We start from the raw sequence: 23,201 nt of genomic DNA on the forward strand, positions 1-23,201 counted from the left end.
ACGAAGAAAAAACAAAATCTGTCTTTGAAAACAACAAATATCTCACTGGCGACACGGCTTACTATGACGAAGACGGCTACATTTGGTTCATTGGCCGCAATGACGATGTAATCAAAAGCTCTGGCTACCGTGTCTCTCCATTTGAAATCGAAAGCATTTTGCAGCAGCACCCCGCTGTCCTTGAATGTGCGGTTACGGGAGTTCCTGACCCACGCCGAGGACAGGCAATCAAGGCCACAATCGTACTCACAAAACTCTACGAAGCCAGCGAGCAGTTGCGCATTTCGATTTTGGACTGGATGAAAGAAAAAACCGCCAGCTACAAGCACCCCCGCATCATCGAATTCGTAACATCATTGCCAAAAACGATTTCTGGAAAAATCCGCCGGGTAGAAATCCGTGAAAACGACCAAAAAAAAGAATAATAAATGCCTTGCATGGAGGTATTTTTTGTTCTTAAAAATCAATTCCTTTTAAGAATCTTTGCTGGAATTCGGGGATGCCTGCCAAGTTTATCTGAACGGATTTTTTTGCAAGGGCGCGTGCCTTTTCCCTGAGGACATTTGAGAAGAGCAGGGCGCTTGCTCCAGAAAGAGAGGCATTTCCCAGCTGAATCGTGCGTTTTTCCAGTTGTGCCGGCAAAAGACCGATATAAGTTGCTTCCTCAAGATTGATTTTTGAGCCGAATCCACCCGCAATGCAGAATACGGGCGTTTCTTCTGTGTGCTCAAGCAAAAATTCCAGGCCGGTTTTGACCGCAGATTTTGCCAGCTGAAGATTTCGGATATCCTGCTGAGAAAGGTAAACCGCCGGCGTAAGTTCAATACAGCTTGTTCCGTCTCCCAGTTTTGATTTTTCGCGGATGATGATTCCCGCTTTGTCGATGTACTTGTTTTTGAGCATGACAGCTGCCGCACTGATTAAGCCGGTTCCGCATAAGCCCTTTGGATTTTTGTCGCCGATTGTGTGGCAGTTTAATTTATCGTGCAGATAAGTGATTTTGTCGATTGCGCCTTCGATTGAAGGCATACCGCAACTGATGTTCGCGCCCTCAAAAGCCGGGCCCGAAGCCGCAGATGTGCATAGAATCTTGCCTTTTTTGCCTTCTGAATCAGGAACATAAAGACAAAGCTCGCTGTTGGTGCCGATGTCGGCCAGCAAAAGAGGAGCCTTAACTTTTGATTCCCAGGGGCGCAAAGTTGACGGATCATTTTTTGCTTCGGGGACTGGGAAACCTGCTGAAATCATTGCGCATACAGTGTCCGCTCCGATGAATGCGCCGATACAAGGCGGAAGATACACTTCTGTGTCAGGAGCGATTACGCTTGAATTAAAAATCTGGAGAAGTTCCGGGGTTGGCTTATCAAGAACTGTACAATGAGGATAAACCGTGCCGTTGCGAATTTTTTCCCAAGTTGTAACGGTATCAAAAAGCGATGCCGGAGTGAATGGAGCCGCCGCCATGTTATTGACCGATGTTGCCGCCAAAAAACTGAGCATTGTCGTGTTACCAGTGATGACAAGCTGGGTGACTCTTGGCTGGTATCCTCTTGGTAAGCGACTTCCTGCTTCAAGCACGGCCTTGGAGAACATCTTTTCGAGTTGAGAAATAATACAGTAATGAAGGGCTGAGTGACCAGTTTCGACAACCGATGAAGAGCCTGTGAGTGGTGGGCGAATTGCAAAAGAAATTCTTCGGATTATATCGTAACCGTAACGAACCTGATTATTTTTTTCGGCGACTGTTACGAGATGTTTCCTGCGTGATAAAGCCCAAACGCTTACGGCGATGGTCGTTGTCCCGATATCAACCGCAATTCCGAGTTCTGCAGGAGAAAGCTCTGACTCAATTTGTTCTGGGATTTCTGGCATTTCACCGTCTGTAACAATCTGCATGGTATCGTCCTAAAAGAAAAGTATCTTATATAGAATACATCGAGATTGTCGAATTTTCAATAAAAAATTATTTGTGTTTTGTCAGTTTTAATGAAACGCAAAAAAGAGTATCCCTTGTTCCACCTCTCGGCATACTTTTAAGGCTTGCAAAAATTTCTGGTGCGATTGAGTTTAAATGATAAGAAAAATCGTAGCCGATTCCGATTTTAAAACCGTTTCCCCATTTTGTACTTTCGCTTGAATCCTTGTTTTCAATTGAGTAGAAATCACTGCGTCGTCCAAGGGCGTAATCTATAGAGGCATAAAGTCCGCCGAAATTCGGGTAAACCCTGAATCCTGCCAAAAAAGCGTAATCGATAAGATAAATATGGTCAGAGCCATGCCATCTAAGGTCAAAAACTCCATCACCGCCAAGGGAAAAAATTACATAATCATTTGCAGGAATTAAAAAAGCCGCGTCAGTTGCAAGCACAATTTGATTGATGTCACTTAGCAAATCATTTTTATCTCTTGTCGCTTTGTCTCCGTAAAAAACATACCCGGAACCCAATCCGAATTCAAAACCAGCTTTTGCGAATGTGGGCAGGGAAAAAAAAGAGAGAAGGGCAGATAAAATCAGGAATTTTTTCTTCATATTGACATTATCGGCAGGATTTTACCATTTGTTGCGTCGAAAATCTTTTTGCCGAATGATTCAGAATCCGTCGCCGCGATTTTTCCCTTGATTGTGATTGCCTCGCCGAAATCCTCGGAAACTTCGTAAAGGGTGAAATCCTCAAAAATCTTTTTTATGATTTGATATTGCTGATAGTCCGCGCAGAGAGAAAAATCCGACTTTTCCACCAATTCTTCAAATTCCGCCTGAGCCAGCACATTTTTGACTCCGTTTCCGTAAGCGTGAACCAAGCCGCCCGTTCCCAAAAGAGTGCCGCCGAACCATCTGGTGACCGTGACCAAAAGATTTGTGGCTCCGCTGCCTTTTAAAACATCCAGCATTGGCCGCCCGGCAGTTCCCCCCGGCTCTCCGTCATCGCTCATTCCCATAATCTCCGCATTTTTTCCGCAGATAAAAGCATGGCAGACATGGGTAGCGTCAGCATATTTTTGTTTCTGTGCCTTGATTTTTTCCCGCACTTCAGCCTGAGAGGAAATCAGGAACAATTCAGAGAGAAAGCGCGAGCTTTTTATTGTTTCTTCGCAGGAAGCGTAATTTTTAGGTATTTTCATATTTGAACTTCATCTGTGCGCTTTGTGAGGGATAAAATTTCTTCGTAGAGAACTGGCACGGTCAGATAAATCCGAACCATCGCTGTGTAGAAATTTACGAAGTAGGCGATGTCCAGCAAAAAGACGAAAACCGAAAGACCGGGATTTTTTGTTTCTGGAATAAAATTTCCGATTGTCGCAAGCACAATGGCAATGGCAAGCTGTTTTCCGCCAGCCCTGAGAGCAAAAAGAATCAAGCGGAAGACATTTTTCTGCATTAGTTCAGCGCTTTTTCGGAAGAGAGAAATCACTCTCATGCTGGGATTGTCAAAATGCAAGTGGAAAACAAAAACGAAGCGAATCAAGACCGCGAGGGCAAGAACAAAAAGAATCAGCAGAAAAAGCCCGATAAAAAGCAGAGTTTGAGTTGCCGACTGGGAGAGAAGTTCCGCATTTTCGCTTGCGGCCTGCAAATCTTCAATACTGGGCGTGGCAAAAGAAAAATCGGGATAAATTTTGAAGAAAATGAATTTTGCGATAAAACGGGCAATCACCGCCAGCAGGGCAATCAAGGCTCCGAAAGAGGCGATAATCTTTCCCGCAGGATTAAAGCGCTTGAATCCGATGAAGATAAAGCCCAAATTCGTGTTTTTCCGCCTCGTCATCTGCAAAAGCATGACCGCAAATCCGAACTGGAAAGTGAGCCAGACGCAAATGGCAAGGAAAGCGAGGATGAAAGTTCCTGTCCTGAGAACGAGCATACTCACGCCGTCTTGAACCATGCGCATAACCGGAGACAAAATCACAAAGGAAAGAATCGTATCCAGAATCGACATAAAAAGAAGTGCGTACATGATTTTTCCGAGGTAAAGAGAAGATACTTGGTTCAGTTTTACCATGAGGCGTTTGATATCCATATCATTTCCTTTTTTTCAATTATTACAGGCCAAGCTCCAGTTGCGCTCCGTCAACCTTAATCGACTCAACTTCGTGGGTAGAAAGCCTGACTCCAAGTGTCTTCAAGCCTTTTTCCTCAAAGTCCTGAGCCTTGAACTTTTCTTCGGTGATTTTTACTCTCGGCTTTTTGACATAATTCAGGGTGAAAGTGAATTTTTCCCGCGTGTCGATGTGAAGGACTTCCATTCCGTCGGGGGCGAGAAAATAATCCCTGTTCATAATCCAGCTGGGGATTCGGCAGCGCTTGATTGAAGCGTAACCAGTCTCCGGGTCTTTAAAAATCACCGTGAAAAGCTGCTTTGGAAGTTTTTCCTTGTCGGCCAGAGCACAAAACCACATCCCTTTGTCGATGAAGAGCTTGTCTGGAACATCGGTGATGGTGTACATGCCGTTCTTTCGCACATAGATGATTCGGTCGTAGGGCGAGACCTTCATCAGCTCGCTTCCGCCTGAGACATTGATTCCTAGGTAGCCTTTTTCGTCGTATCGCAGTGAAAGATCCTGGCGGGCAACTTCTTTTACATCCGTCGCGCTGAATTTTGCCACCGTTGTGTTTCGTTTCAAAAGTTCCGGGGCGATTTTCTTGAATTTATCCAACATTCCGTCCAGATATTCGATGGCACAGCCAGTCAAATCCTTTAAGCGGCGGTTGATTTCCTTGAGCCGGTCTTTGATTGCCTTGACCTGGTCGCGGTTTTTCTGAATGTCGAAAAGTGAGATTCGGCGGATTGGAATTTGAAGCAGGTGCTCCACATCGTCATCGCTCACTTCCCGGATAAGTTCAGCCTTAAAGGGCTTGAATCCGTCTTTTACGGCCTTTGCCACGGTTTCGGCGGTGCGTTTGTTTTCGATTTCCTTGTAAATCCTCTCCTCAACGAAGATTCGCTCCAAAGTGCGCAGGTGCAGCTCGTCGGTGAGCTTTCGTTTTTCAAATTCCAGCTCGTCCTTGATGATTGCGGTGAGTTTTTGCGCATAATATTTGATGATTTCAGTTGCCGTCATCACAACAGGCATGTTGTCCTTGATGACCAGCATTGAGCAGGCGATTGTTTTCTCGCAGTCAGTGTAAGCGTAAAGTGCGTCGATTACATCTTTTGAGTAAACGCCTCTCGGCAGCTTGATTTCGATGTTACAGTGGTCGGTGGTGAAGTTGTCAACCGAGCTGATTTTGATTTTTCCCGCCTTGTAAGCCGAGTCAATTGATTCAAGAAGTCCTTTCGCGTTGGTGTCCAGAGGAAGCTCCGTGATGATGATTTTCTTTTCATCGCTGGTGTCGAATTTTGCCCGGGTGATGATTTTTCCGTTTCCGTCCTTGTAATTTGAGACATCAATCAGGCCGCCGGTCGAGACATCAGGGAGAATCGAGAATTTCTCGCCCTTCAAGCATTTAATCTCGGCTTCAAGAACTTCTTTTAAATTATAAGGCAAGATTTTCGTGCTCATGCCTACGGCAATGCCTTCCGCCCCGATTAAAAGCGTTACCGGCAGTTTTGAGCGGTAGACTTCAGGCTCCAAATCCCGGCCATCGTAATTGGGAACATAGTGGGTGATTTCTTTGTTCGTGACCAAAAATTCCTTGGCCAGCGGGTGAACGCGACACTCAATGTAACGGCCCGCAGAAGCGCCGTCGCCAGTGTACTTGTTGCCGAAGTTTCCCTGTTTTTCGATGAAAATTTCCTTGTTGGCAAGATTTACCAAGGCTCCGTAGATTGAGGCGTCACCATGCGGGTGATATTTCATCGTTCGTCCGACGACAAACTGAACTTTTTGGAAAAGTCCGTCATTCACCTCAAAAAGCGTGTGCATGATTCGCCTCTGAACAGGCTTTAATCCGTCCTCCAAATCAGGAATCGCCCTGTCCCGGATAACATAAGAAGCGTATTCAATAAAGTTTTTGTCAAATAAGTTTTTTACAAATGCCATTTTTTTTCCTCTTATGCATCAATCTCAGCGTTCGTCAGCAAATTATTCTCGATGAACTTTCTTCGCTCTGGCGTGTTTTTGCCCATGTAGAATGACAGGAGCTGAGGGATGATTTTCAGCTGGCTGATTTCCACCGGGGTCAGGCGGATTGTGTCCGGAGCTATGAATTGCTTGAACTCGCTGGGATTGATTTCGCCCAAACCTTTGAAGCGGCTGGTTTCGCATGATTTCCCCAGTTTTGCCTGAGCCTTGTCCCGCTCGTCCTCAGAGTAGCAGTAGATGTTTTCTTTTTTGTTTCGTACGCGGAAAAGGGGCGTTTCAAGGATATAGACCCTGCCGCTGGTGACAAGTTCCTCAAAGTAGCCCAAAAAGAAGGTGAGAACCAGATTTCTGATATGGAAGCCGTCGTTATCGGCATCAGTTGCGATGACGATTTTTGAGTATTTAAGGTCTTCCACGGAATTTTCGATTCCAAGGGCCATCATCAGCTGGTGAAGCTCGTCGTTCTTGTAGATGTCGGTCTGGCGTTTTCCGTACATGTTCTCAGGCTTTCCTCGCAGGGAGAAAATTGCCTGATAGTCAGCGTTCCGTGAGTGGGTCATAACGCCCGAAGCAGACTGTCCCTCGGTGATGAAAATCATGGAATTCTCGCCCTTTGTGCCGTCTTTCAGGTGGAAGCGGCAGTCATCCAGCTTTGGAATGCGGATGCTCATCTTTTTGGCGGCTTCCTTCATCTGTTTTTTTACGCTGGAAAGTTCCGTGCGGAGTTTTTCGTTTGCTTCGATTTTTGCCTTGAGCCTTTCTGCTGCCTTGGGGTTCTTGTGAAGCCAGTTGTCCAGCCCGCTTTGAACTTCCGCCACAATCCAGGCCCGGATGTCGGTGTTTCCCAGCTTGTTCTTGGTCTGGCTTTCAAAAACCGGGTCTTTTACCTTGACCAGAACAGCCGCCGTGATTCCTTCCCTTACATCCTCAGATTTATAGCTTGACTGGAAGAAGTCATTCACGCCCTTGATGAAACCTTCCTTAAAAGCCGTAAGATGGGTTCCTCCGTCCGAAGTGTACTGACCGTTTACGAATGAGAAATAATTTTCGCCGTAAGAGTTTGTGTGGGTGAAGGCAAACTGAAGATGCTCGCCCGTGTAAGAGCCGATTGGGTAGATTGTCTCGGATTCAAGCTCTTTTGTGAGCAGGTCTAAAAGTCCGTTCTGACTCTGGAAATCCTGACCGTTCAGGCGGAGAATGAGTCCTGAGTTCAGGTAGGCGTAGTTCCACATTCGTTTTTCCACGAATTCCATGTTGAACTCATATTTTCCGAAGATTTTTGTATCGGGAACGAATTCAAAGTAAGTGCCGTTTTTTGTGCCGGGCTTTACCGCGCCGGATTTATTGCTCTGGATTTTGCCCTCGTTGAAGACCGCCTCAACGCATTTTCCGTCACGGATGGAGATGACGCGAAAATATGAAGAAAGGGCATTTACCGCCTTTGTACCGACACCGTTCATACCCACAGAAAACTGGAATACATCATCGTTGTATTTGCCGCCGGTGTTGATTTCAGAGACACATTCTACGACTTTTCCCAAAGGAATTCCCCGTCCGTAGTCGCGCACCTTTACCCGGTTTTCCTTGATTTCAACATCGATTTTTGTACCGAATCCCATGATGAATTCGTCGATTGAGTTGTCGATTATTTCTTTTAAGAGAATGTAGATTCCGTCGTTTTGGTTTGAGCCGTCGCCAAGCCGGCCTATGTACATTCCGCTTCGTAAGCGGATATGCTCAAGGGCATCCAAGTGCCGGATTTTGTCGTCTGAATAGTCAGCGGCGTTCACTTCTTTTTTTGCAAGCCCTGCGTTGGGGTCGGCTTTTTTTGCCGCCGCAAGTTTTTTTTCGGCTTCGGCCGTGGCTTTTTTGTCGGTCGCCCGCTCTTCTACGCTGCTTTTGGGAGCCGCCTCTTTCTTTGACTTCGCCACGGTCTTTGCGTTGTCCCAGGCACGGAAAGTTCCGTTTTCGTCAATTCCCGCCACGGGCTTTTTTGTTTTTGCAGATGATGAGTTTGTCGCAGTCGCTTCCTTTGCAGGCGCAGATTTTGCAGCAGGAGCTTTTTTTGTCATTGTCGGGCTTGACCCGGCAATCTCTTTTTCTTCTTTTTTAATTCCACCCATAGCATACAATTATAAACTATTTTTGTCGAATTGAAAATAGTTCTTTTCTGCTATGGACTGCTTGATCTTTATTTAATGCGGAATTTGTTGATTTCGTCAGCAAGGGCAGAAATCTTTCCCTTGTTTTCCTGCGTGAGCTGGTTCACGATTTCGCTTGATTCCGTGATGCTTCTTGCTCCTTCGCCCATTTCGCTCATTCGGGAAGAAAGATTTGAGGCGATGTTTGTCATTTTTCCAACCGCGCTTGAAACTTCCTGACTTGCGCTGTAAATTCCCTCCGACTCCCGTTTTACGCTGGTCGTGGCCGTTTCGATTTCCTTGATTGCCGAAAGAACATCTTTACAACTTTCCTCATGCTCGCCCATAACGCTCTTAACATTACCTGTGAGAGTGCTTACATTTTCTGACAAGTTGTAGATTTCCGCAAAGCTCTGCTCAACCGTGCGCGTTGAATCGGCAAGGTTTGTGATTTCAAGTCCTACATCTTTAAGGGTTTGAGTGATGACCTTACCCTGTTTTGAAGATTGCTCGGCAAGGCTTCGGATTTCGTCAGCTACGACAGCGAATCCCTGACCCGCTTCGCCCGCATGTGCCGCTTCGATTGCCGCATTCATTGCAAGAAGGTTTGTCTGGCTGGCTACATTCAAGATGACTTTTGATGCTTCCTGCAAGCCGCCTGACGCATCGGCGATTTTCTGGGCGATTTCAGCGGATTTTTTCATGTTTGATTTTCCGGTGTTGGTTGCTTCCAGAAGTGAAGTGACTGCTTCGCTGGTATTTTTGATTGAATGAGAAATCTCCGTGATGTTTCCCACCATCTTGTTCGCGCTTCTTTTTGAATTTTCCACGCATTCTGACTGGGATTCCGTGCTTGCGCTCAATTTTTCGATTGCGCTTGCGATTTCTTTTTCCGAATTTGCCGTCTGTTCGACGCTGGAATTCAAAGATTCTGACTGAGAGCTGATTGAGACGATGTTTCCGACGATTTTTGAAATTTCGCTTGAAATCTTATTCATGTCGTCGGCAAGTCCGTTTCCGATTTTGTCCAGTTCGTTGGTATTCTGTGAGATAAGGCCGAAAGTCGAGCGCAGGGTTTTTATTGTATCGTTGAAAGTCTCGGTAACATTTCCCAATTCGTCATGGCTTGTGACTTCGATTGTGTGGGTAAAATCATTGTTTGCCACTTCTTCAAGGGATGTGATGATTTTTTTGAGAGGCTGCATTGTTTTTCTTGTGAAGAGTGATACTGCCAGTGATGTAACGAGTGTGATAATCAGACAAATGAGAATCGTGAAAGAAAGAGTTCTGTAGAAGGCTGCAAAAACCGTTCTTTTTGGACAGAAAGCCACGATTTGATAGCTGGTTTTTTCATTAGTTATGAATTTTGAAAAATATGTCTCGCTCTTGATTTTAATGCTTCCGCTTCCCGATGGAGCAGAAATAAAGTCTTTAAGGTTTGGAATGTCAATCTCTGTGATATTTTTGAAGTTGTTTTTGGAAGGTGAAGTGTCGGCCAGAATCGTGCCGTCTTTTTGAATCATCATAAGGAAGGCATTGTTTCCCAAATCTACTGTTGAAAGAATCTGGGTGAGCGTGTCCAGGGAAACTTCAATAGAAGAATTTCCTACGAATTCTTTGTTGAAGTCATAAACCGACCGCGTGATTCCAACGACCGTTGCTCCCACAGTGGAGGCGAAGGCATCTGTAATCATAACCTTTCCGTTTCCGTTCAGTGCCGTCTGGTACCATCCTCGTTTGCGCGGGTCATATCCTCCGCTCATTGAACTGTCGAAGTTGGTTGCATAGCCGCCCCATTTTGTTCCGATGTAGATTTCTGCGATATCCTTGTCTGCCGAAGCGAAATTCTTACAGGTTGCACGAATCGCCTCTTCTGTAGGGCTTTTTTCGTAGCCCAAAATCTGAATGTCTCCAACCTCATTTACAAAAGAGTGGATTGTGTCGTCCGCCAGTTTTACGGGGTCAGATTCAGAAAATACATTCAGTTCGACTTCCTTTGCCCCGAAGAACATGTTGATTGCGTCAGAAAAGGCGTAGAGTTCGGCTCCGGCCTTGTCATAGAAATTCTGGAGGCAATATCGCGCGAAAAAAACACTCGTAGTAATGGAAGAAATCGCCAGGACTATGAGCATGATGATGATTGCGCCCACAGAAAATTTTCGTGATGTTGAAATATAGTGTTTTTTCATAAAAATACTCTCCTTGCCGCATGTTTTATGTTTCTATGCAGAGTAATTACAGTATATTTTAAATAAAAAAGTAATGCAAGAAAAAAATATGGTATATGGCGTTTTGTAACAGTCTGTAGCACTTCATGTTCGAAGATGATATAATCTTTCTATGGCAATGAATTTTCTTGAAGAACGAATACTGAAAGACGGCGTTGTGCGCGAGGGTAATGTTCTCAAAGTTGACAGTTTCCTTAATCATCAGATTGACATTTCACTTTTGGAACAAATCGGCGCAGAATTCAAAAAACGCTTTGACGGCGAAAAAATCACCAAAATACTGACGATTGAAGCTAGCGGAATCGGAATAGCTTGCATCGTCGCCAGATATTTCAATGTTCCAGTGCTTTTCGCAAAAAAAACGCAGAGTATCAATGTGGACGGCGATAAATACAGCACTGATGTTGAATCTTTTACTCATGGCTGTACAAATCATGTCTTTGTTTCAAAAAAATATCTCTGCTCTTCCGACAAGGTGCTCATTATCGATGATTTTCTTGCGCGAGGTTCGGCTCTTCTCGGTCTTACGGAACTTGTCCGCCAGGCTGGAGCCGAAGTTGTGGGAATCGGCATCGCCATTGAAAAAGGATTTCAAGACGGTGGACGCATAATCCGCGAAAAAGGCTTCCATTTAGAGTCTATTGCTATTGTTGAATCTATGGATTCATCAAAAGGCACGATTACATTTAGGGATTAGGATATAAAACCCGGAGAAAATATGAAAAACGCAAATTCAGAAAACATGTACACACTTGAAGGCACTGTGCCGTTGACTCAGGCGATTCCCCTTGGTTTGCAGCATATTCTCGCAATGTTCGTAGCTAACATTACCCCGATAATGATTTTGGCGAATGTTTGCGGAATTGACCAGTCGCTTGCGGCTCGCCTTGTTCAGAACGCAATGATTGTGGCTGGTATAGGCACTTTGATACAGCTTTTTCCCCTTTGGAGAGTCGGTTCAGGTCTTCCCATTGTAATGGGAATCAGCTTTACCTTTTTGAATACGGCTATTTTTATCGGCACAACTTACAGCATGGGTACGGTCATCGGCTGTGTAATTATCGGCGGTTTAATCGAAGGATTGCTGGGACTGCTTGCAAAATACTGGATGAGAATTATTTCTCCGATTGTTGCCGCTTCAGTCGTTACGGCAATTGGTTTCTCTCTTCTTTCTGTCGGTGCAAATTCCTTCGCTGGCGGACAGGGGGCTGCGGATTTTGGTTCCCTGAACAATTGGATTGTCGGTACGGTCACTTTGCTTTCCTGCCTTTTGTTTCAGATTTTTTCCCGTGGTTATTTAAAGGTTATTTCGGTATTGTTCGGACTTGTAATCGGTTATATTCTTGCCCTTTGTCTGGGCATGGTTGATTTTACGGTTCTGAAAAATGCAGGCATTGTCGCCGTTCCTAAAATTTTCCCATTTAAACCAGAATTTAATCTGAGCGCAATTCTCTCTATGGTTGTCATTTATCTTGTTTCGGCAACAGAGACTATCGGTGACTCTACGGCAGTCGCTGAAACAGGTTTGAATCGAAAAATTACAGAAAAGGAACTTTCCGGTTCTTTGGCCGTAGACGGATTTGTAAGTTCTGTCGCAGGTATTTTCGGTTGTACGCCAATCACTTCTTTCAGCCAGAACATCGGTTTGGTCGCAATGACTCGTGTTGTAAACCGCTTCACGATTGCAAGTGGGGCCGTGATTATGATTGTTGCTGGAATTTTCCCTGTTATTGGTGCCTTGCTCACGACGGTTCCTCAGGCGGTTCTCGGAGGCTGTACTATCATGATGTTCGGTACAATTTGTGTTGCAGGATTCCAGCTTTTGGGAAAATGCGGTTACACAGCCCGAAACACGATGATTGTTGCCCTTTCCCTGAGTATCGGCCTTGGTTTCACTCAGAGTACTGGCATGTTCTCTGTTTTCCCGAAAATCGTTCAGAGTGTTTTCGCAGAGAATTGCGTTGCGGTTGTTTTTGTACTTGCGATTCTCCTTGATTTGCTCTTGCCAAAAGAAAAAACTGTAGCTGAAGTATGACAAAAGCACTTTTGATTTCATTTTTTGTTTCCATGATTCCCCTGATTGAGTTGCGGGGCGCGATTCCTGTTGGCTTGGGGCTTTTCGCCTCTCAGGGAATCGAACTTTCTCCCGCTATGCTCGTTTTTCTTTTTATCGCCTGCATGGTGGGGAATATGCTTCCTGTTCCATTCATTTTCTTGTTTGCCCGAAAATTTTTGGAGTGGGGGCAGGAAAAAAAATTAATCGGCGGAATCTGCCGTTTCTGCCTTGAAAAAGGTCACCGCGGCGGCGAAAAATTGCAGGAAAAAGCGGGCAGGGGGCTGTATTTCGCTCTTTTCCTCTTCGTAGGAATTCCCCTTCCTGGAACCGGAGCTTGGACAGGCACTTTAGCGGCCAGCCTTCTTGACATGGACTGGAAAAAAACGACTCTTTCGGTCATCTTTGGAGTTCTTCTTGCGGGAGTCATAATGATGACGCTCAGTTTTGGAGTTGCAAGCGGAGTCGGGGCGGTGACCGCACAATGAGAGAGATTGAACTGAAAATCCCTCTCACACAGGAAGAGTTTATTCATATAGAAGATTTTCTGCTCGGTCGCAAAAAGATTGACAGCCTTTCTCTGCGCGATGTGGAAAAAATCCTCAAAAATGACGAATATTTTTCCCTTTATAAAAGTCACGAAGAGAGGCTTAAAAATAAGGAACTTCGTGTTATCCGAATCCGAAGCGAAAAAAAACAGCCCCTTTCTCCCAGCGGAATTGACATGTTCGGCGAAGAGAGCGAAAAATCTTACTTTTGCATCAAGCAAAAAAGCCTTGAAAACGGCGTGGAATTTAACGCTGAGCATGAGACCTTAATCGAAAATCCCGAAGTTTTACGCACATTCTTTAAGGCCACTGGCTACATAAAATGGTTTGAAAAAACAAAGGATGCCATTTCTTCTTCCGTCACGCAAAATGATTTTGAGGCTCATCTGGAACTGGAAAAAGTCAACGGGCTTCCTTACGCCGAAATCGAATACACAAAGGAAGACCTTGCTCCAGATACAGTCCGCGTAAATCTTGAAAAAATCCTGGTCACTTTGGCTCTGGATGTGCAAAAAAGAGATTCGCGCTCGTGGGCGGAGATTATTAATGGCAATTAGGAATTGGGCGGTATGATTTACGAATTGCCGAACACTGAGATTCAAATTACCGTCTCAAAAAAGCGGATCCGGTCTTTTCGTTTGCGGGTTGACCGGAGCGGAAATGTGCTTTGCTCGGTTCCTTGGCTGGCTTCAAAATCTAAAATCGAAGAATTCATTGATTCAAAAAGCAAGTGGATTCAAAAATCTGTGGAAAAAGTAAAATCTTCTATATTAAACAGCGAAAATCTGTCTGAAAAACCTATAGATTTCGCCCTTGCTCAAGAAAGATTCCGCGCCACCCTTGAAAAGCAATATCGTCTTTTTGCGGAGTCAGAGCTTGCGGAAAAAATGCCGGATTTTTCTTCAATCACGCTTAAATGCCGCAAGCTAAAATCCATGTGGGGAAGCTGTAACCGCCGCACGAATACAGTCACCTTGAATTATGACTTAATGCGCTTTCCTCAAATCTGCACGGATTATGTTGTACTGCACGAACTGACCCACTTTCTCTACATCTATCACGACAAAAATTTTTACAAAATCGTCGAACGATTCATGCCAGAATACAAATCTGTCGTCAAAATGATGAGGTGAATCTGCGTCTAAATTTTTATTTCTTTTAGTGATATGCAGCTTGCGTCGCAGATTTCAAGCATACGGGCCCAGTCTGTTTTGGGCGGCTCGGTTTTTTCCTCGTCGCTTTCATCGTAGACAGCCACTGTCTTAAAACCTGCATTGTGAGCCGTTCTCAGGGCGTGGAGGGCATCTTCAAAAACCAGGGATTCTTCGGCTTTCGCATTGCAGACCTCCGCTGACTTTTCAAAAATCACTGGCTCGGATTTTGTCGTATCGTATTCAAGGCAGGTGAGGATTTTTACAAAATATTTCTCGCAGTCAAGACGGCGCATACAGGCAAGCACGCTGCTTCGGTCGGTGGCGGTGGCAAGCAGGCAGGGAATTTTCATTTCGTTAAGTCTTTCTAAAAGTTCCCTCGCTCCTTCTTTGAGTTGCAGGGTTTTTCCGTAGTGTCCGCTGATAAGGGCACGGATTTCGTCCATGATTTCTTCCCTGGGTTTTTGGATATTGTATTTTTCAATAAAATAATCCGCCGACTCCACCAAGTTAAATCGTTTGATATCCTCCCACAAGCCTTCTCTGGGAGTGATTCCGTTTTGCTGAAGATATTGCGCGCCGATTGTGTGCCACATTCCCATTGAGTCAAGAATTGTGCCGTCCATGTCAAAAATCGCGCATTTGATGTTTGAAAAAATCTGATTTAAGGGATTCTCTTTCATGTTGGAGATTATAGCAGATTGCAAAGAAATGTTCTGCAAATTGAAATTTTCTCCAAAAAAGTATAACCTATCTTCATAAATTTTGTTTTCTATATAATGAACCTCTGTGCGCTCTGTGCGCTCTGTGAGGATTTTAAGGACATTTCAAAAATGATTGAAGTTTCACATCTCTCAAAACGCTTCGGCGAGTTCAAAGCTGTCGATGATGTCAGTTTTTCAATTCCTACGGGGCAGATTGTCGGTCTTCTTGGACCTAACGGTGCGGGAAAATCAACCACCATGCGTATGATTACGGGATTTTTTAAGCCCACAAGCGGCACGGTTCTTATCGACGGAATCGACATCACTCAAAATCCTGTTGAGGCAAAACAAAAAATCGGTTACATGCCGGAATCCGCTCCTTTGTATGCGGACATGATTGTGGAAGAATATCTCCGCTATGTCGCCCTCATGCAGAATCAGAATCCTGACGAGAAAATCCCAAGACTCTGCGAGGAATGTGGTCTTAAAGAAGTCATGCACAAAAATATCGCTGAGCTTTCCCGCGGTTACAAGCAGCGAGTAGGACTTGCCCACGCCCTCATGAACGACCCGGAAATCCTTATCCTTGACGAACCAACATCGGGCCTTGACCCAAACCAAATCGAGGATGTCCGCAATCTTATCCGCGAAATCGGTAAAACCCGCACGGTCATCATCTCGACCCACATTTTGAGCGAGGTTGAAATGCTCTGCGGCCGGGTCATCATCATTTCAAAAGGCAAGGTCGTTGCCGACAGCCCCACTCAGGAGCTTCGGGAGCGATACGGCCACGCCGAGACGGTCTATATCCAGCTGGACGGAGCGGGCGAAGACGAGGCAAAAAGTGCAATTTCTTCTATTGATAATGTGGATTCTTGCACTGTCACGGAAGGCGACAAAATCGAGTCCGCTCAGAATGCAATATCGCTTTTGGTAAGCGCAAAAGACGGTCAGGAAATCCGGCCTGAGCTTTTCCGCCTCTGCGCAGACAAAAACTGGACAATCTACGAGCTTGCCCTTAGAAAGAACAGTCTGGAAGACATCTTCCACGGCTTAACGGTAGAGGAGAAATAAAATGTCAAAATCATCAATAGTAATATTCAAGCGGGAAATTCGCGCTTACTTTGCGAGTCCTATCGCTTACATCGTTACGGGGCTTTTTTTGCTGGCTTCGGGATTTTTGTTCTTCAACACATTCTTCCTGAATAACCGGGCGGAATTGCGGCAGTTCTTCGGACTTTTGCCCATTGTGCTTTCGTTTTTCATTCCCGCTCTCACCATGCGCCTTCTGGCCGAGGAAAAACGAAGCGGCTCTTATGAGACTTTGCTCACTCTCCCGGTCACAGAGCTTGAAATCGTGACTGGAAAGTTCCTCGCGGCTTTTGTGGCTGGAGGGGCCATGCTCCTTCCCACGCTTTTTTATGCCATTACCTGCTTTATTTTCGGAAAGCCTGACGCAGGCCCGATGATTGGCGGCTACTTGGGTGCCCTTTTCCTCATTGCCTCGTTCAGCGCAATCGGTCTTTTCGCCTCAAGCCTAACCAAAAATCAGATTATTGCCTTCTTCATCGCTTTTGCAATCTGCATAATCTTCACCCTTATTTCAAGTTTCCTGATTTTTATGCCGGCTCTTGTCGTAGCTTTCTTTGATTTCTTTTCGGCTTATTCTCACTTTGAGTCAATTTCCCGTGGAATCATCGATTTGCGGGATTTGGTCTACTTCATTTCCCTTACGGCACTCTTTTTTGTTCTTACCGTTGAATCTTTAAAATCAACAGGGGAGGCTCGCTAATCATTATGAAAAAGTTCATTCAATATCTTAAAAGCCCGAAAAGTGACATTCTTCTTTTCATCCTTCTTTTGATTTTCGCAAATCTTGTGGTCAGCCGCTCTTATTTCAGAATCGACCTTACCTCCCCAAAATCATATTCCCTTTCAAAAGGAAGCGAGCAGGTTGTAAAGACTCTGGAAGAGCCTCTTTCGGTCAAAGTTTTCTTCTCTGACAATCTCAACGCCCCTTATTCCAGCGTCTACCAGTACATCAAGGATATTCTGGTGGAATACAAATCAGCCGCCAACGACAATTTCTCTTACGAATTCGTCGATATGAAAAAGGCCGAGAATGAAAAAGCCGCCAGAGATTACGGCCTCAACCAGATTCAGATTCAGGAGCTTAAAAACAACGAGGTCGGCGTGAAGCGGGTCTGGATGGGAATCGCCCTTTTGTACGCTGACCGAATCGAAGTCCTGGACTCCCTCACGAGCACCGACGGCCTTGAATACAGAATCACCACCACGATTTCAAACATGGTCTCAACCACCAGTGCGCTTGCTGGCCTTGCCGGTGAAGTGAAACTCACTCTCTATGCCACTAAAAAACTCGCTGATTTCAAAATCATCGGCTTCAACCAGATGGAAGATGAAATCCGCGCGGCTTACGGCGAAATCAACAAAAAGAACAAGAACCGAATCCGTTTTGAGAGCATTGAGCCGCCTGCAAGCGAAATTCCTTCCCTCGTGGAAAAATACGGAATCCAGTCGCTTAACTGGAACGACCCCGACCTTGGTCAGGGAACTGGCGCGCTTGGACTTGTCCTTGAATATGGCGAAAAATTCTCCCTTCTTCCTGTAAAAATGTCCAGAGATTTCTTCGGACGCAACATGATTACCGGCCTTGAAGGTTTGAACGAGCAGATTGAGGAAAGCCTTAAATCCCTGGTCTCAAAATCTCAGGAAATCGGCTACATTACGGGCCACGGTGAAGTTGAAGCCAGTGAGCAGGGCCAGTACGGTCAGCCTTCACCATCGGTTTTTGCCCAGCTCATTTCTGACCGCTACACTCTCAAAGAAATCAAGCTGGCCGAGGAAGAAATCCCTCAGTCTCTTTCAAGCATCATTATCAACGGCCCCAAATCTTCTTTCACCGACGAAGAGCTTTATAAAATCGACCAGTATGTTTTGAGGGGCGGAAATATCCTTCTCTTCCTTGATCCCTTTGAGGAAGTTCAGGCAAATCCATACTCTCAGCCGACTTACAATCCGATTAACACAGGTCTTGAAAAGAATCTTGAGAAATGGGGAATCTCTGTCGGCAAAAAATATGTCTACGATTTGAATTGTTTCAGCCAGACCGACCGCCAGTACGGAAAGATGAATTTCTATGTGGCTCCAATGATGCAGAAAAACACTTTGGATCAGAAAAGCCCCATTACCAAAAACTTGGGCTATGTGATTTTCTTCCAGAACGCTCCTCTTGACGTGACTGCCGCAAAAGAAAACAAAGATGCGCGCGTCACGGTTTTGGCAAAATCTTCAAAGGAATCATGGACTGTGGATTCAAACATCAGCCCTGACCCGCGATTCATTTCTGTTCCAAGCGACAAATCAACTATGGCAAGCGAAAATCTTGCGGTTCTTGTTGAGGGAAAATTCTCTTCTGCTTTCAGCGAAAAGCCAAAATCTGCTGATAAGAATGAATCTGCTGACAGCGCGGCAATTTCTTCCAGCGAGCATTTGGCAAAATCTGTCCAGAACGGAAAAATCCTCGTGGTGGGAAGCTCTATTCTTGGCGGTGGACGAATCGCCATGTTTAACAACGCCCAGCTTTTGGACGCGGAAGGAAATCAGCCTGTATCAATGTTCGTCCGAAACGCCGTGGATTATCTCAACGGCGAGGAAGATTTGTGTACAATGCGCACAAAGGGCTTGTCGCTCAATACCCTCACCGTAAAGAATCCGGCCGCTTCAACCGTGGCAAAATATTTCAACGAAATCGGGCTTGTGGTAATCGTCGCTCTTTGCGGCCTTTTGGTACTCTTGAAAATCAAAGCCAAAAAACGAGCCATCCGGGAGCGATACAACCCGAACGATTCGAGAATAGAAAAATGAAAAGAATCCACAGATTAGCACAGATATACACAGATTAAGGAAGTATGATATACGAAAATCTGTCGTGTAATATGAGAGATTTTCGTTTTAGAAAAAATATAATCTGTGGTAATCGGTGTAAATCTGTGGACAAAGATATGGAGTTGATTATGAATTTTAAAAATATAATGCTTAGAAAGGCAATACTGGCCTCTGCCGTGGTGGTGCTGGCTTTGATTTATATCTTGCAGGTGATTTTGGGAAGCCGGTCTTCTGTAAAAGATTTTGTCATCGACAAGACTTATGACACAATCGAAATCTCTTCCAGCGAGAATGGCACGCTTTTGCTCAAAAGATACGGCGATTTCTGGAAAGTCAACGACGAGGAAGCTGACTCAGGCAAGGCAAAGATGATTTCTGACGCCTTAAGCAGAATCAAAACCCTTTCCGTAATCTCAAAGTCCTCAAGCGAGGACGCAATCGAGCGATACGGCTTCACAGACTCTTCAAAAATCACTGTAAAAGTGAGCGACAACGGCAAGGAATATCTGAGCCTTGAAGTGGGAAAAGACGCCGCCAACGGCCAGCAGAACTACATCCGCGTGAATGGGAAAAGCGAAATCTATCTTGCGAGCGGTGCCTTGCGCCAGAAATTCAATGTAAAGGCAGATGAGTTAAAGGCTCCCAAGAAAGAAGAGACAGCTCCAGCCGCTCCAGCCGAAAATGCCCCTGCTGAGGGAGCGTCTCCCAGCCTTCAGCCTGGCGTTTAGGGAATGACTGTCAAAAAATTAATTTGTTATAGCCGATTAACAGAAAATTCACTATATTTATAGGGATTATAGGAGATTCCATAAAATGGCAAAAAAACTTACACCAATGACCTTGCTCTGCGGTTACTTGGGCGCGGGAAAAACCACGCTTTTGAATAAAGTCCTTAACAATCAGGAAGGCTACAAGGTCGCTGTCATCGTAAACGACATCGGCGAAGTCAATGTTGACGCAAAACTCATCGCTGACGGAGCTAAAATCACCGATACCAGCGACATCGTTCCGCTTACAAACGGCTGTATCTGCTGTACCCTCAAAAGCCAGCTGGCACAGAATATCGAAAACCTCATTAAGACAGGCAAATACGACTACATTATGATTGAGGCTTCCGGCGTTTGTGAGCCAATGCCAATCGCTCAGGAACTTGAGATGATTAAAAATGGCAAGCTTGACAATGTTGTAGGCGTTGTTGACGCTGCCCGCCTTGTTGACGAATTTGCAGGCGGTGACAAACTCCTCGCAAAAGAGAAAATAGGCGAGGAAGATATCGAGAGTCTTTTGGTTCAGCAGATTGAGTTCTGCTCAACTTTGGTCATCAACAAAAAAGATTTGGTCACCGAAGACCAGTTCAAGAAAGTCCGCAAAGTTATCGAAGTCCTTCACCCTGGCGTAAAAATCATCGAAACAAGCCACGGTGATGTTCCTGTCTCTGACATCCTTGCGACAGGAAGCTTTGAATTTGAGACAGTTTATGCTTCTGCCGGCTGGTGCAAACAGCTTGAAGAAGGCGAAATTGATGACGACGATGATGAAGATGAAGACGAACATCATCATCACCACGACCACGACAATCCTGAGCATGGCGAGGAAGGTCATGTCTGTGATGAGCATTGTGACCATCACCATGACGATGATGACGACCATGATCATGACGAGCACGGACATCACCATCATCACCACGAGCATAAGCATGACGGAGACAGCGGAGCTGACGAGGACGAATATGGAATCGGAACATTCATCTACTACCGCCGTAAGCCTTTTGACCGCCAGAAGTTGGACGAATACGCAAATAAATGGCCTCGAAGCATTATCCGCTGCAAAGGGCTTCTGTGGTTCAGCGATGAAGAAGAAATGGCCTATGTCTTTGAGACAAGCGGCCGTCAGATTCAGGCCGGTTACTCAGGTCAGTGGATTGCAGCCGCTCCCAAAAAAGAGCAGGAAAAAATCCTCGCCGCTAATCCTGAAATCAAAAAGGAATGGGATGAAACTGTCGGCGACCGTATGGTAAAACTTTGTATCATCGGCCAGAATCTGGATAAAAAAGCAATTTCAGCAGAGCTGGACGCTTGTCTGGCTTAAGGCTCTCGACCGGCTCCCTACATATGAAAGCCTTCGCCTAGATAGATTTCCCTTGCTTCGGGGCTGTCGATGATTTCTTGGCGGGTGCCTTGGATTAAAATCTGGCCAGTGCTTACTATAATTGCCCGGTCGGTGATTTCCAGCGTATCGCGGACATTGTGGTCTGTAATCAGGACTCCGATTCCCCGCTTTGCAAGCAATTTTATCATTCCCTTAATGTCCGCTACGGCAATGGGGTCGATTCCGGCGAAAGGCTCGTCCAAAAGCAGAAATTTCGGCTCGATTGCAAGGGAGCGGGCAATTTCCGTTCTCCGCCGTTCACCGCCTGAAAGTGTGTAGGCCAGCTGTTTTCGGATTCGGCCGATTGCAAATTCTTCAATTAACTCTTCCAGTTTTTGTTTTTTTTCGGCTCTGGTTAAATCAGGGCGGGTTTCCAAAATCGACCAGATATTTTCTTCGACGGTGAGTTTTTTAAAGACACTTGGCTCCTGTGGCAAATAGGAAATTCCCAGCTGGGCCCGCTTGAACATGGGAAGGGGAGTGATTCGCTTGTTATCCAAGAAAATCTCGCCGGAAGTGGGCTTGTAAAATCCGACAATCATGTAGAAACTCGTCGTCTTTCCAGCACCGTTAGGGCCAAGCAAGCCCAAGACTTCGCCTGTGTGCATCTGAAAATCAACACCTTGCACGACTTTCTTTTTTCCGAAGGATTTATAGAGGGAAGAGACTCGTAAAGTGTGCTGCGAACCAGAAATCCCTCCCTGGATTTCTGGATTCGAACGAGAATTTTCCTCTGGAAAATTCTCTCCTGTCTTTGCCCCTGCCTCCTGCAGGGCATTTTCTTCAATGAGGGATTCGTTCTGTGAAGCCTGCTGCGAACCAGAAATCCCTTCTTGCTTTTCTCCTACATCCTGTAAGGCAGATTCGTTTTCAATTTTCTCATCGCTCATTCTTTTCCCTCCGGCTTTTCCTCAGCCTTTATTACTTTTTCTGCTTCTGGCTTTTCTTCTGGAAGATTTTCATTTTCACCAGAAATATTGTTTGTAGCTTTTTCTTCTTTTTCAGCTTCTTCTTTTTTAGAGTCCGTTACAGTTCCTGAAACTCGACCCGAAAGTGTTATTTCCTGGGATTTGAGGTTTAAAATAATTTCTTGGGCCCTGAATGTGTCATCTCCCTGAACGATTTTTGGATTTCCACTCATTTCCAAAATTTGGGATGTTTTTCTGTAGATAGCAAAAGCCGCCGTGCAAGTGTTGTTTTTTTGCTTGAGAGTTATCCCAATCTGCATAGTTGCGATTTCTTTGTTTTGATTGTAATCGATAATTTGAGCATCTATGGTAACATCATTGTCAATATCGACCATGTGAACAGAGTCTTCAAGTCTGGCGAGTTTTGTCTCTCTGTCATAAATTAATTTTCCGCATGTGAAATCCATTTTTGTTTCGGTGTTTTTCCCTTCGACAGTTCCTTCTGCTGTTATATACCTGAAGTCCTCTCCACTCAGTTTTATTGAGTCTGCTTTGATTTCCATTGTCGGTGTTTTGACGAAAGCATCTCCTGTTAATTTTGTTTCGTCATTTTTGCTTCCAGAAACTCCTGTCATAGAGTCGGCTTTGAATGTTATTTCTTCTGAAAAAGAAAGGGGGTGTGAAAAAAAAATGAAGGAAAGTGCGAAAAATAAAATTTTAGTTTTCATTTCCGTCCTCGCTTACTGATGTTGTAATTTTGCCTGAAACTCCGCCCAAAAAAGAATAGCTTTTGCTTACTCCGCTGGCACTGAATCCTTTTCCTGTCATTTGAATATCTTTTTTGTTTAGTGTGACCGTGCTGTTATTGCCGCTTGATATTTGTTCAGTTTTTTTGTTAAAACGGAGTACATTTGCCGAAATTTCCATTTCTTGACTGGCCATAGAGAGACTTATATCTCCGAAGAGATTATAAATTTCTTTTTTTGTATTTGCCGCTATTAATTGGCATGAGCCGCTTGTTTCTTTTGAGCCTTCTGAATTATAGGATGTGAAATCTGCATTTTTTGCAAATACAGCATTATCGCTTTTATATTGTTCAAGTTGCTCGGCCTTTAGCTGAAGATTTTTTTTACCATTTTGGTATTTTGTATATTGCGCATTTTTGAAAATGAATTCTGGAATTTTATCTTCGGAATTTTCTCCGTTCGTGTAGGTTAGAGAGCAGGAAAAAGAGAATATAAGAGAAAAAAATAATGAAATTAAAACTGACTTTTTCCCCATTTGTGTTATAATTTTAACATTAAGATTTGTTTATTTCAACGGAGAAGATTTTAAACTCAACTTAAAATTATTTACAATTCAAAATTAAGGGTGTATAATTAAGTAT

22 protein-coding genes are annotated in these 23,201 nt (G+C 44.8%); 11 read left to right on the forward strand and 11 right to left on the reverse strand.

Features of this window, described 5'->3' with window-relative positions:
• A partial coding sequence (locus tag B2089_RS05595) for an AMP-binding enzyme (protein WP_296686319.1) occupies positions 1 to 425 on the forward strand: 425 nt, incomplete at its 5' end.
• A 31-nt stretch (positions 426 to 456) separates the two neighbouring features.
• Here the strand turns inward: B2089_RS05595 and B2089_RS05600 are convergent.
• From B2089_RS05600 to B2089_RS05630, 7 genes are all read right to left on the reverse strand, one after another.
• Complete coding sequence (locus tag B2089_RS05600) at positions 457 to 1,896, reverse strand: ASKHA domain-containing protein (protein ID WP_296686320.1); 1,440 nt, start codon at positions 1,894 to 1,896, stop codon at positions 457 to 459.
• Positions 1,897 to 1,963: 67 nt separating this feature from the next.
• The gene (locus B2089_RS05605) at positions 1,964 to 2,530 is read right to left on the reverse strand and encodes a hypothetical protein (protein ID WP_296322991.1); all 567 of its coding nucleotides are present in this window, start codon (positions 2,528 to 2,530) and stop codon (positions 1,964 to 1,966) included.
• Positions 2,527 to 3,123: a YigZ family protein gene (locus B2089_RS05610; protein WP_296322988.1), complete on the reverse strand. Its 597-nt coding sequence runs from the start codon at positions 3,121 to 3,123 to the stop codon at positions 2,527 to 2,529. Before B2089_RS05610 ends, B2089_RS05605 begins: the two co-directional genes overlap by 4 nt.
• Positions 3,120 to 4,019 (reverse strand): hypothetical protein, encoded by a 900-nt coding sequence (locus tag B2089_RS05615; protein WP_296322985.1) that lies wholly within the window; start codon positions 4,017 to 4,019, stop codon positions 3,120 to 3,122. The genes B2089_RS05610 and B2089_RS05615 overlap by 4 nt, the downstream gene beginning before the upstream one ends.
• A gap of 22 nt (positions 4,020 to 4,041) precedes the next feature.
• Complete coding sequence (locus B2089_RS05620; RefSeq protein WP_296322984.1) at positions 4,042 to 5,982, reverse strand: DNA topoisomerase IV subunit A; 1,941 nt, start codon at positions 5,980 to 5,982, stop codon at positions 4,042 to 4,044.
• A gap of 11 nt (positions 5,983 to 5,993) precedes the next feature.
• Positions 5,994 to 8,147, reverse strand: a complete 2,154-nt coding sequence (locus B2089_RS05625) for a DNA topoisomerase IV subunit B (protein ID WP_296322980.1) — start codon at positions 8,145 to 8,147, stop codon at positions 5,994 to 5,996.
• A gap of 68 nt (positions 8,148 to 8,215) precedes the next feature.
• The gene (locus B2089_RS05630; RefSeq protein WP_296322977.1) at positions 8,216 to 10,354 is read right to left on the reverse strand and encodes a methyl-accepting chemotaxis protein; all 2,139 of its coding nucleotides are present in this window, start codon (positions 10,352 to 10,354) and stop codon (positions 8,216 to 8,218) included.
• Positions 10,355 to 10,505: 151 nt separating this feature from the next.
• Here B2089_RS05630 and B2089_RS05635 point away from each other — a divergent pair, with 151 nt between their 5' ends.
• The 5 genes from B2089_RS05635 to B2089_RS05655 are packed head-to-tail and all read left to right on the forward strand — an operon-like array spanning position 10,506 to position 14,127.
• On the forward strand, positions 10,506 to 11,090 hold the full coding sequence (locus tag B2089_RS05635; RefSeq protein ID WP_296322972.1) for a xanthine phosphoribosyltransferase: 585 nt from the start codon (positions 10,506 to 10,508) through the stop codon (positions 11,088 to 11,090).
• Positions 11,091 to 11,111: 21 nt separating this feature from the next.
• Positions 11,112 to 12,428, forward strand: a complete 1,317-nt coding sequence (locus B2089_RS05640; protein ID WP_296322969.1) for a nucleobase:cation symporter-2 family protein — start codon at positions 11,112 to 11,114, stop codon at positions 12,426 to 12,428.
• Positions 12,425 to 12,934, forward strand: coding sequence for a COG2426 family protein (locus tag B2089_RS05645; protein WP_296322966.1), 510 nt, complete (start codon positions 12,425 to 12,427; stop codon positions 12,932 to 12,934). Before B2089_RS05640 ends, B2089_RS05645 begins: the two co-directional genes overlap by 4 nt.
• Complete coding sequence (locus B2089_RS05650) at positions 12,931 to 13,551, forward strand: hypothetical protein (protein ID WP_296322963.1); 621 nt, start codon at positions 12,931 to 12,933, stop codon at positions 13,549 to 13,551. The genes B2089_RS05645 and B2089_RS05650 overlap by 4 nt, the downstream gene beginning before the upstream one ends.
• 12 nt (positions 13,552 to 13,563) lie before the next feature.
• Positions 13,564 to 14,127: a M48 family metallopeptidase gene (locus B2089_RS05655; protein ID WP_296322961.1), complete on the forward strand. Its 564-nt coding sequence runs from the start codon at positions 13,564 to 13,566 to the stop codon at positions 14,125 to 14,127.
• Positions 14,128 to 14,135: 8 nt separating this feature from the next.
• On the opposite strand, the gene B2089_RS05660 is transcribed toward B2089_RS05655, so the two are convergent.
• The gene (locus B2089_RS05660) at positions 14,136 to 14,828 is read right to left on the reverse strand and encodes an HAD family hydrolase (protein WP_296322958.1); all 693 of its coding nucleotides are present in this window, start codon (positions 14,826 to 14,828) and stop codon (positions 14,136 to 14,138) included.
• Between the two features lie 150 nt (positions 14,829 to 14,978).
• Here B2089_RS05660 and B2089_RS05665 point away from each other — a divergent pair, with 150 nt between their 5' ends.
• From B2089_RS05665 to B2089_RS05685, 5 genes are all read left to right on the forward strand, one after another.
• Entirely contained in the window at positions 14,979 to 15,923 is a 945-nt protein-coding gene (locus tag B2089_RS05665) for an ABC transporter ATP-binding protein (protein ID WP_296322954.1), read from the forward strand.
• Between the two features lies 1 nt (position 15,924).
• Entirely contained in the window at positions 15,925 to 16,641 is a 717-nt protein-coding gene (locus B2089_RS05670) for an ABC-2 transporter permease (RefSeq protein WP_296322950.1), read from the forward strand.
• Positions 16,642 to 16,646: 5 nt separating this feature from the next.
• Positions 16,647 to 18,737 (forward strand): GldG family protein, encoded by a 2,091-nt coding sequence (locus B2089_RS05675; RefSeq protein WP_296322948.1) that lies wholly within the window; start codon positions 16,647 to 16,649, stop codon positions 18,735 to 18,737.
• Positions 18,738 to 18,886: 149 nt separating this feature from the next.
• Positions 18,887 to 19,486 (forward strand): DUF4340 domain-containing protein, encoded by a 600-nt coding sequence (locus B2089_RS05680; RefSeq protein ID WP_296322945.1) that lies wholly within the window; start codon positions 18,887 to 18,889, stop codon positions 19,484 to 19,486.
• A gap of 85 nt (positions 19,487 to 19,571) precedes the next feature.
• A complete protein-coding gene (locus B2089_RS05685; protein WP_296322940.1) occupies positions 19,572 to 20,846 on the forward strand; it encodes a CobW family GTP-binding protein in 1,275 nt (424 codons plus the stop codon).
• 17 nt (positions 20,847 to 20,863) lie between these two features.
• Here B2089_RS05685 and lptB read toward each other — a convergent pair whose 3' ends face one another.
• From lptB to lptC, 3 genes are all read right to left on the reverse strand, one after another.
• The gene (gene lptB, locus B2089_RS05690; protein WP_296323000.1) at positions 20,864 to 21,601 is read right to left on the reverse strand and encodes an LPS export ABC transporter ATP-binding protein; all 738 of its coding nucleotides are present in this window, start codon (positions 21,599 to 21,601) and stop codon (positions 20,864 to 20,866) included.
• A gap of 191 nt (positions 21,602 to 21,792) precedes the next feature.
• The gene (locus tag B2089_RS05695) at positions 21,793 to 22,542 is read right to left on the reverse strand and encodes an LptA/OstA family protein (RefSeq protein WP_296322937.1); all 750 of its coding nucleotides are present in this window, start codon (positions 22,540 to 22,542) and stop codon (positions 21,793 to 21,795) included.
• Positions 22,532 to 23,095 carry an LPS export ABC transporter periplasmic protein LptC gene (lptC, locus tag B2089_RS05700; RefSeq protein WP_296322934.1) on the reverse strand — a complete coding sequence of 188 codons (564 nt, stop codon included), beginning with the start codon at positions 23,093 to 23,095 and terminating at the stop codon, positions 22,532 to 22,534. The genes B2089_RS05695 and lptC overlap by 11 nt, the downstream gene beginning before the upstream one ends.
• Positions 23,096 to 23,201: the final 106 nt, after the last annotated feature.

The sequence above is a fragment of the Treponema sp. UBA3813 genome (assembly GCA_002368605.1).
Lineage (GTDB): Bacteria > Spirochaetota > Spirochaetia > Treponematales > Treponemataceae > Treponema_D.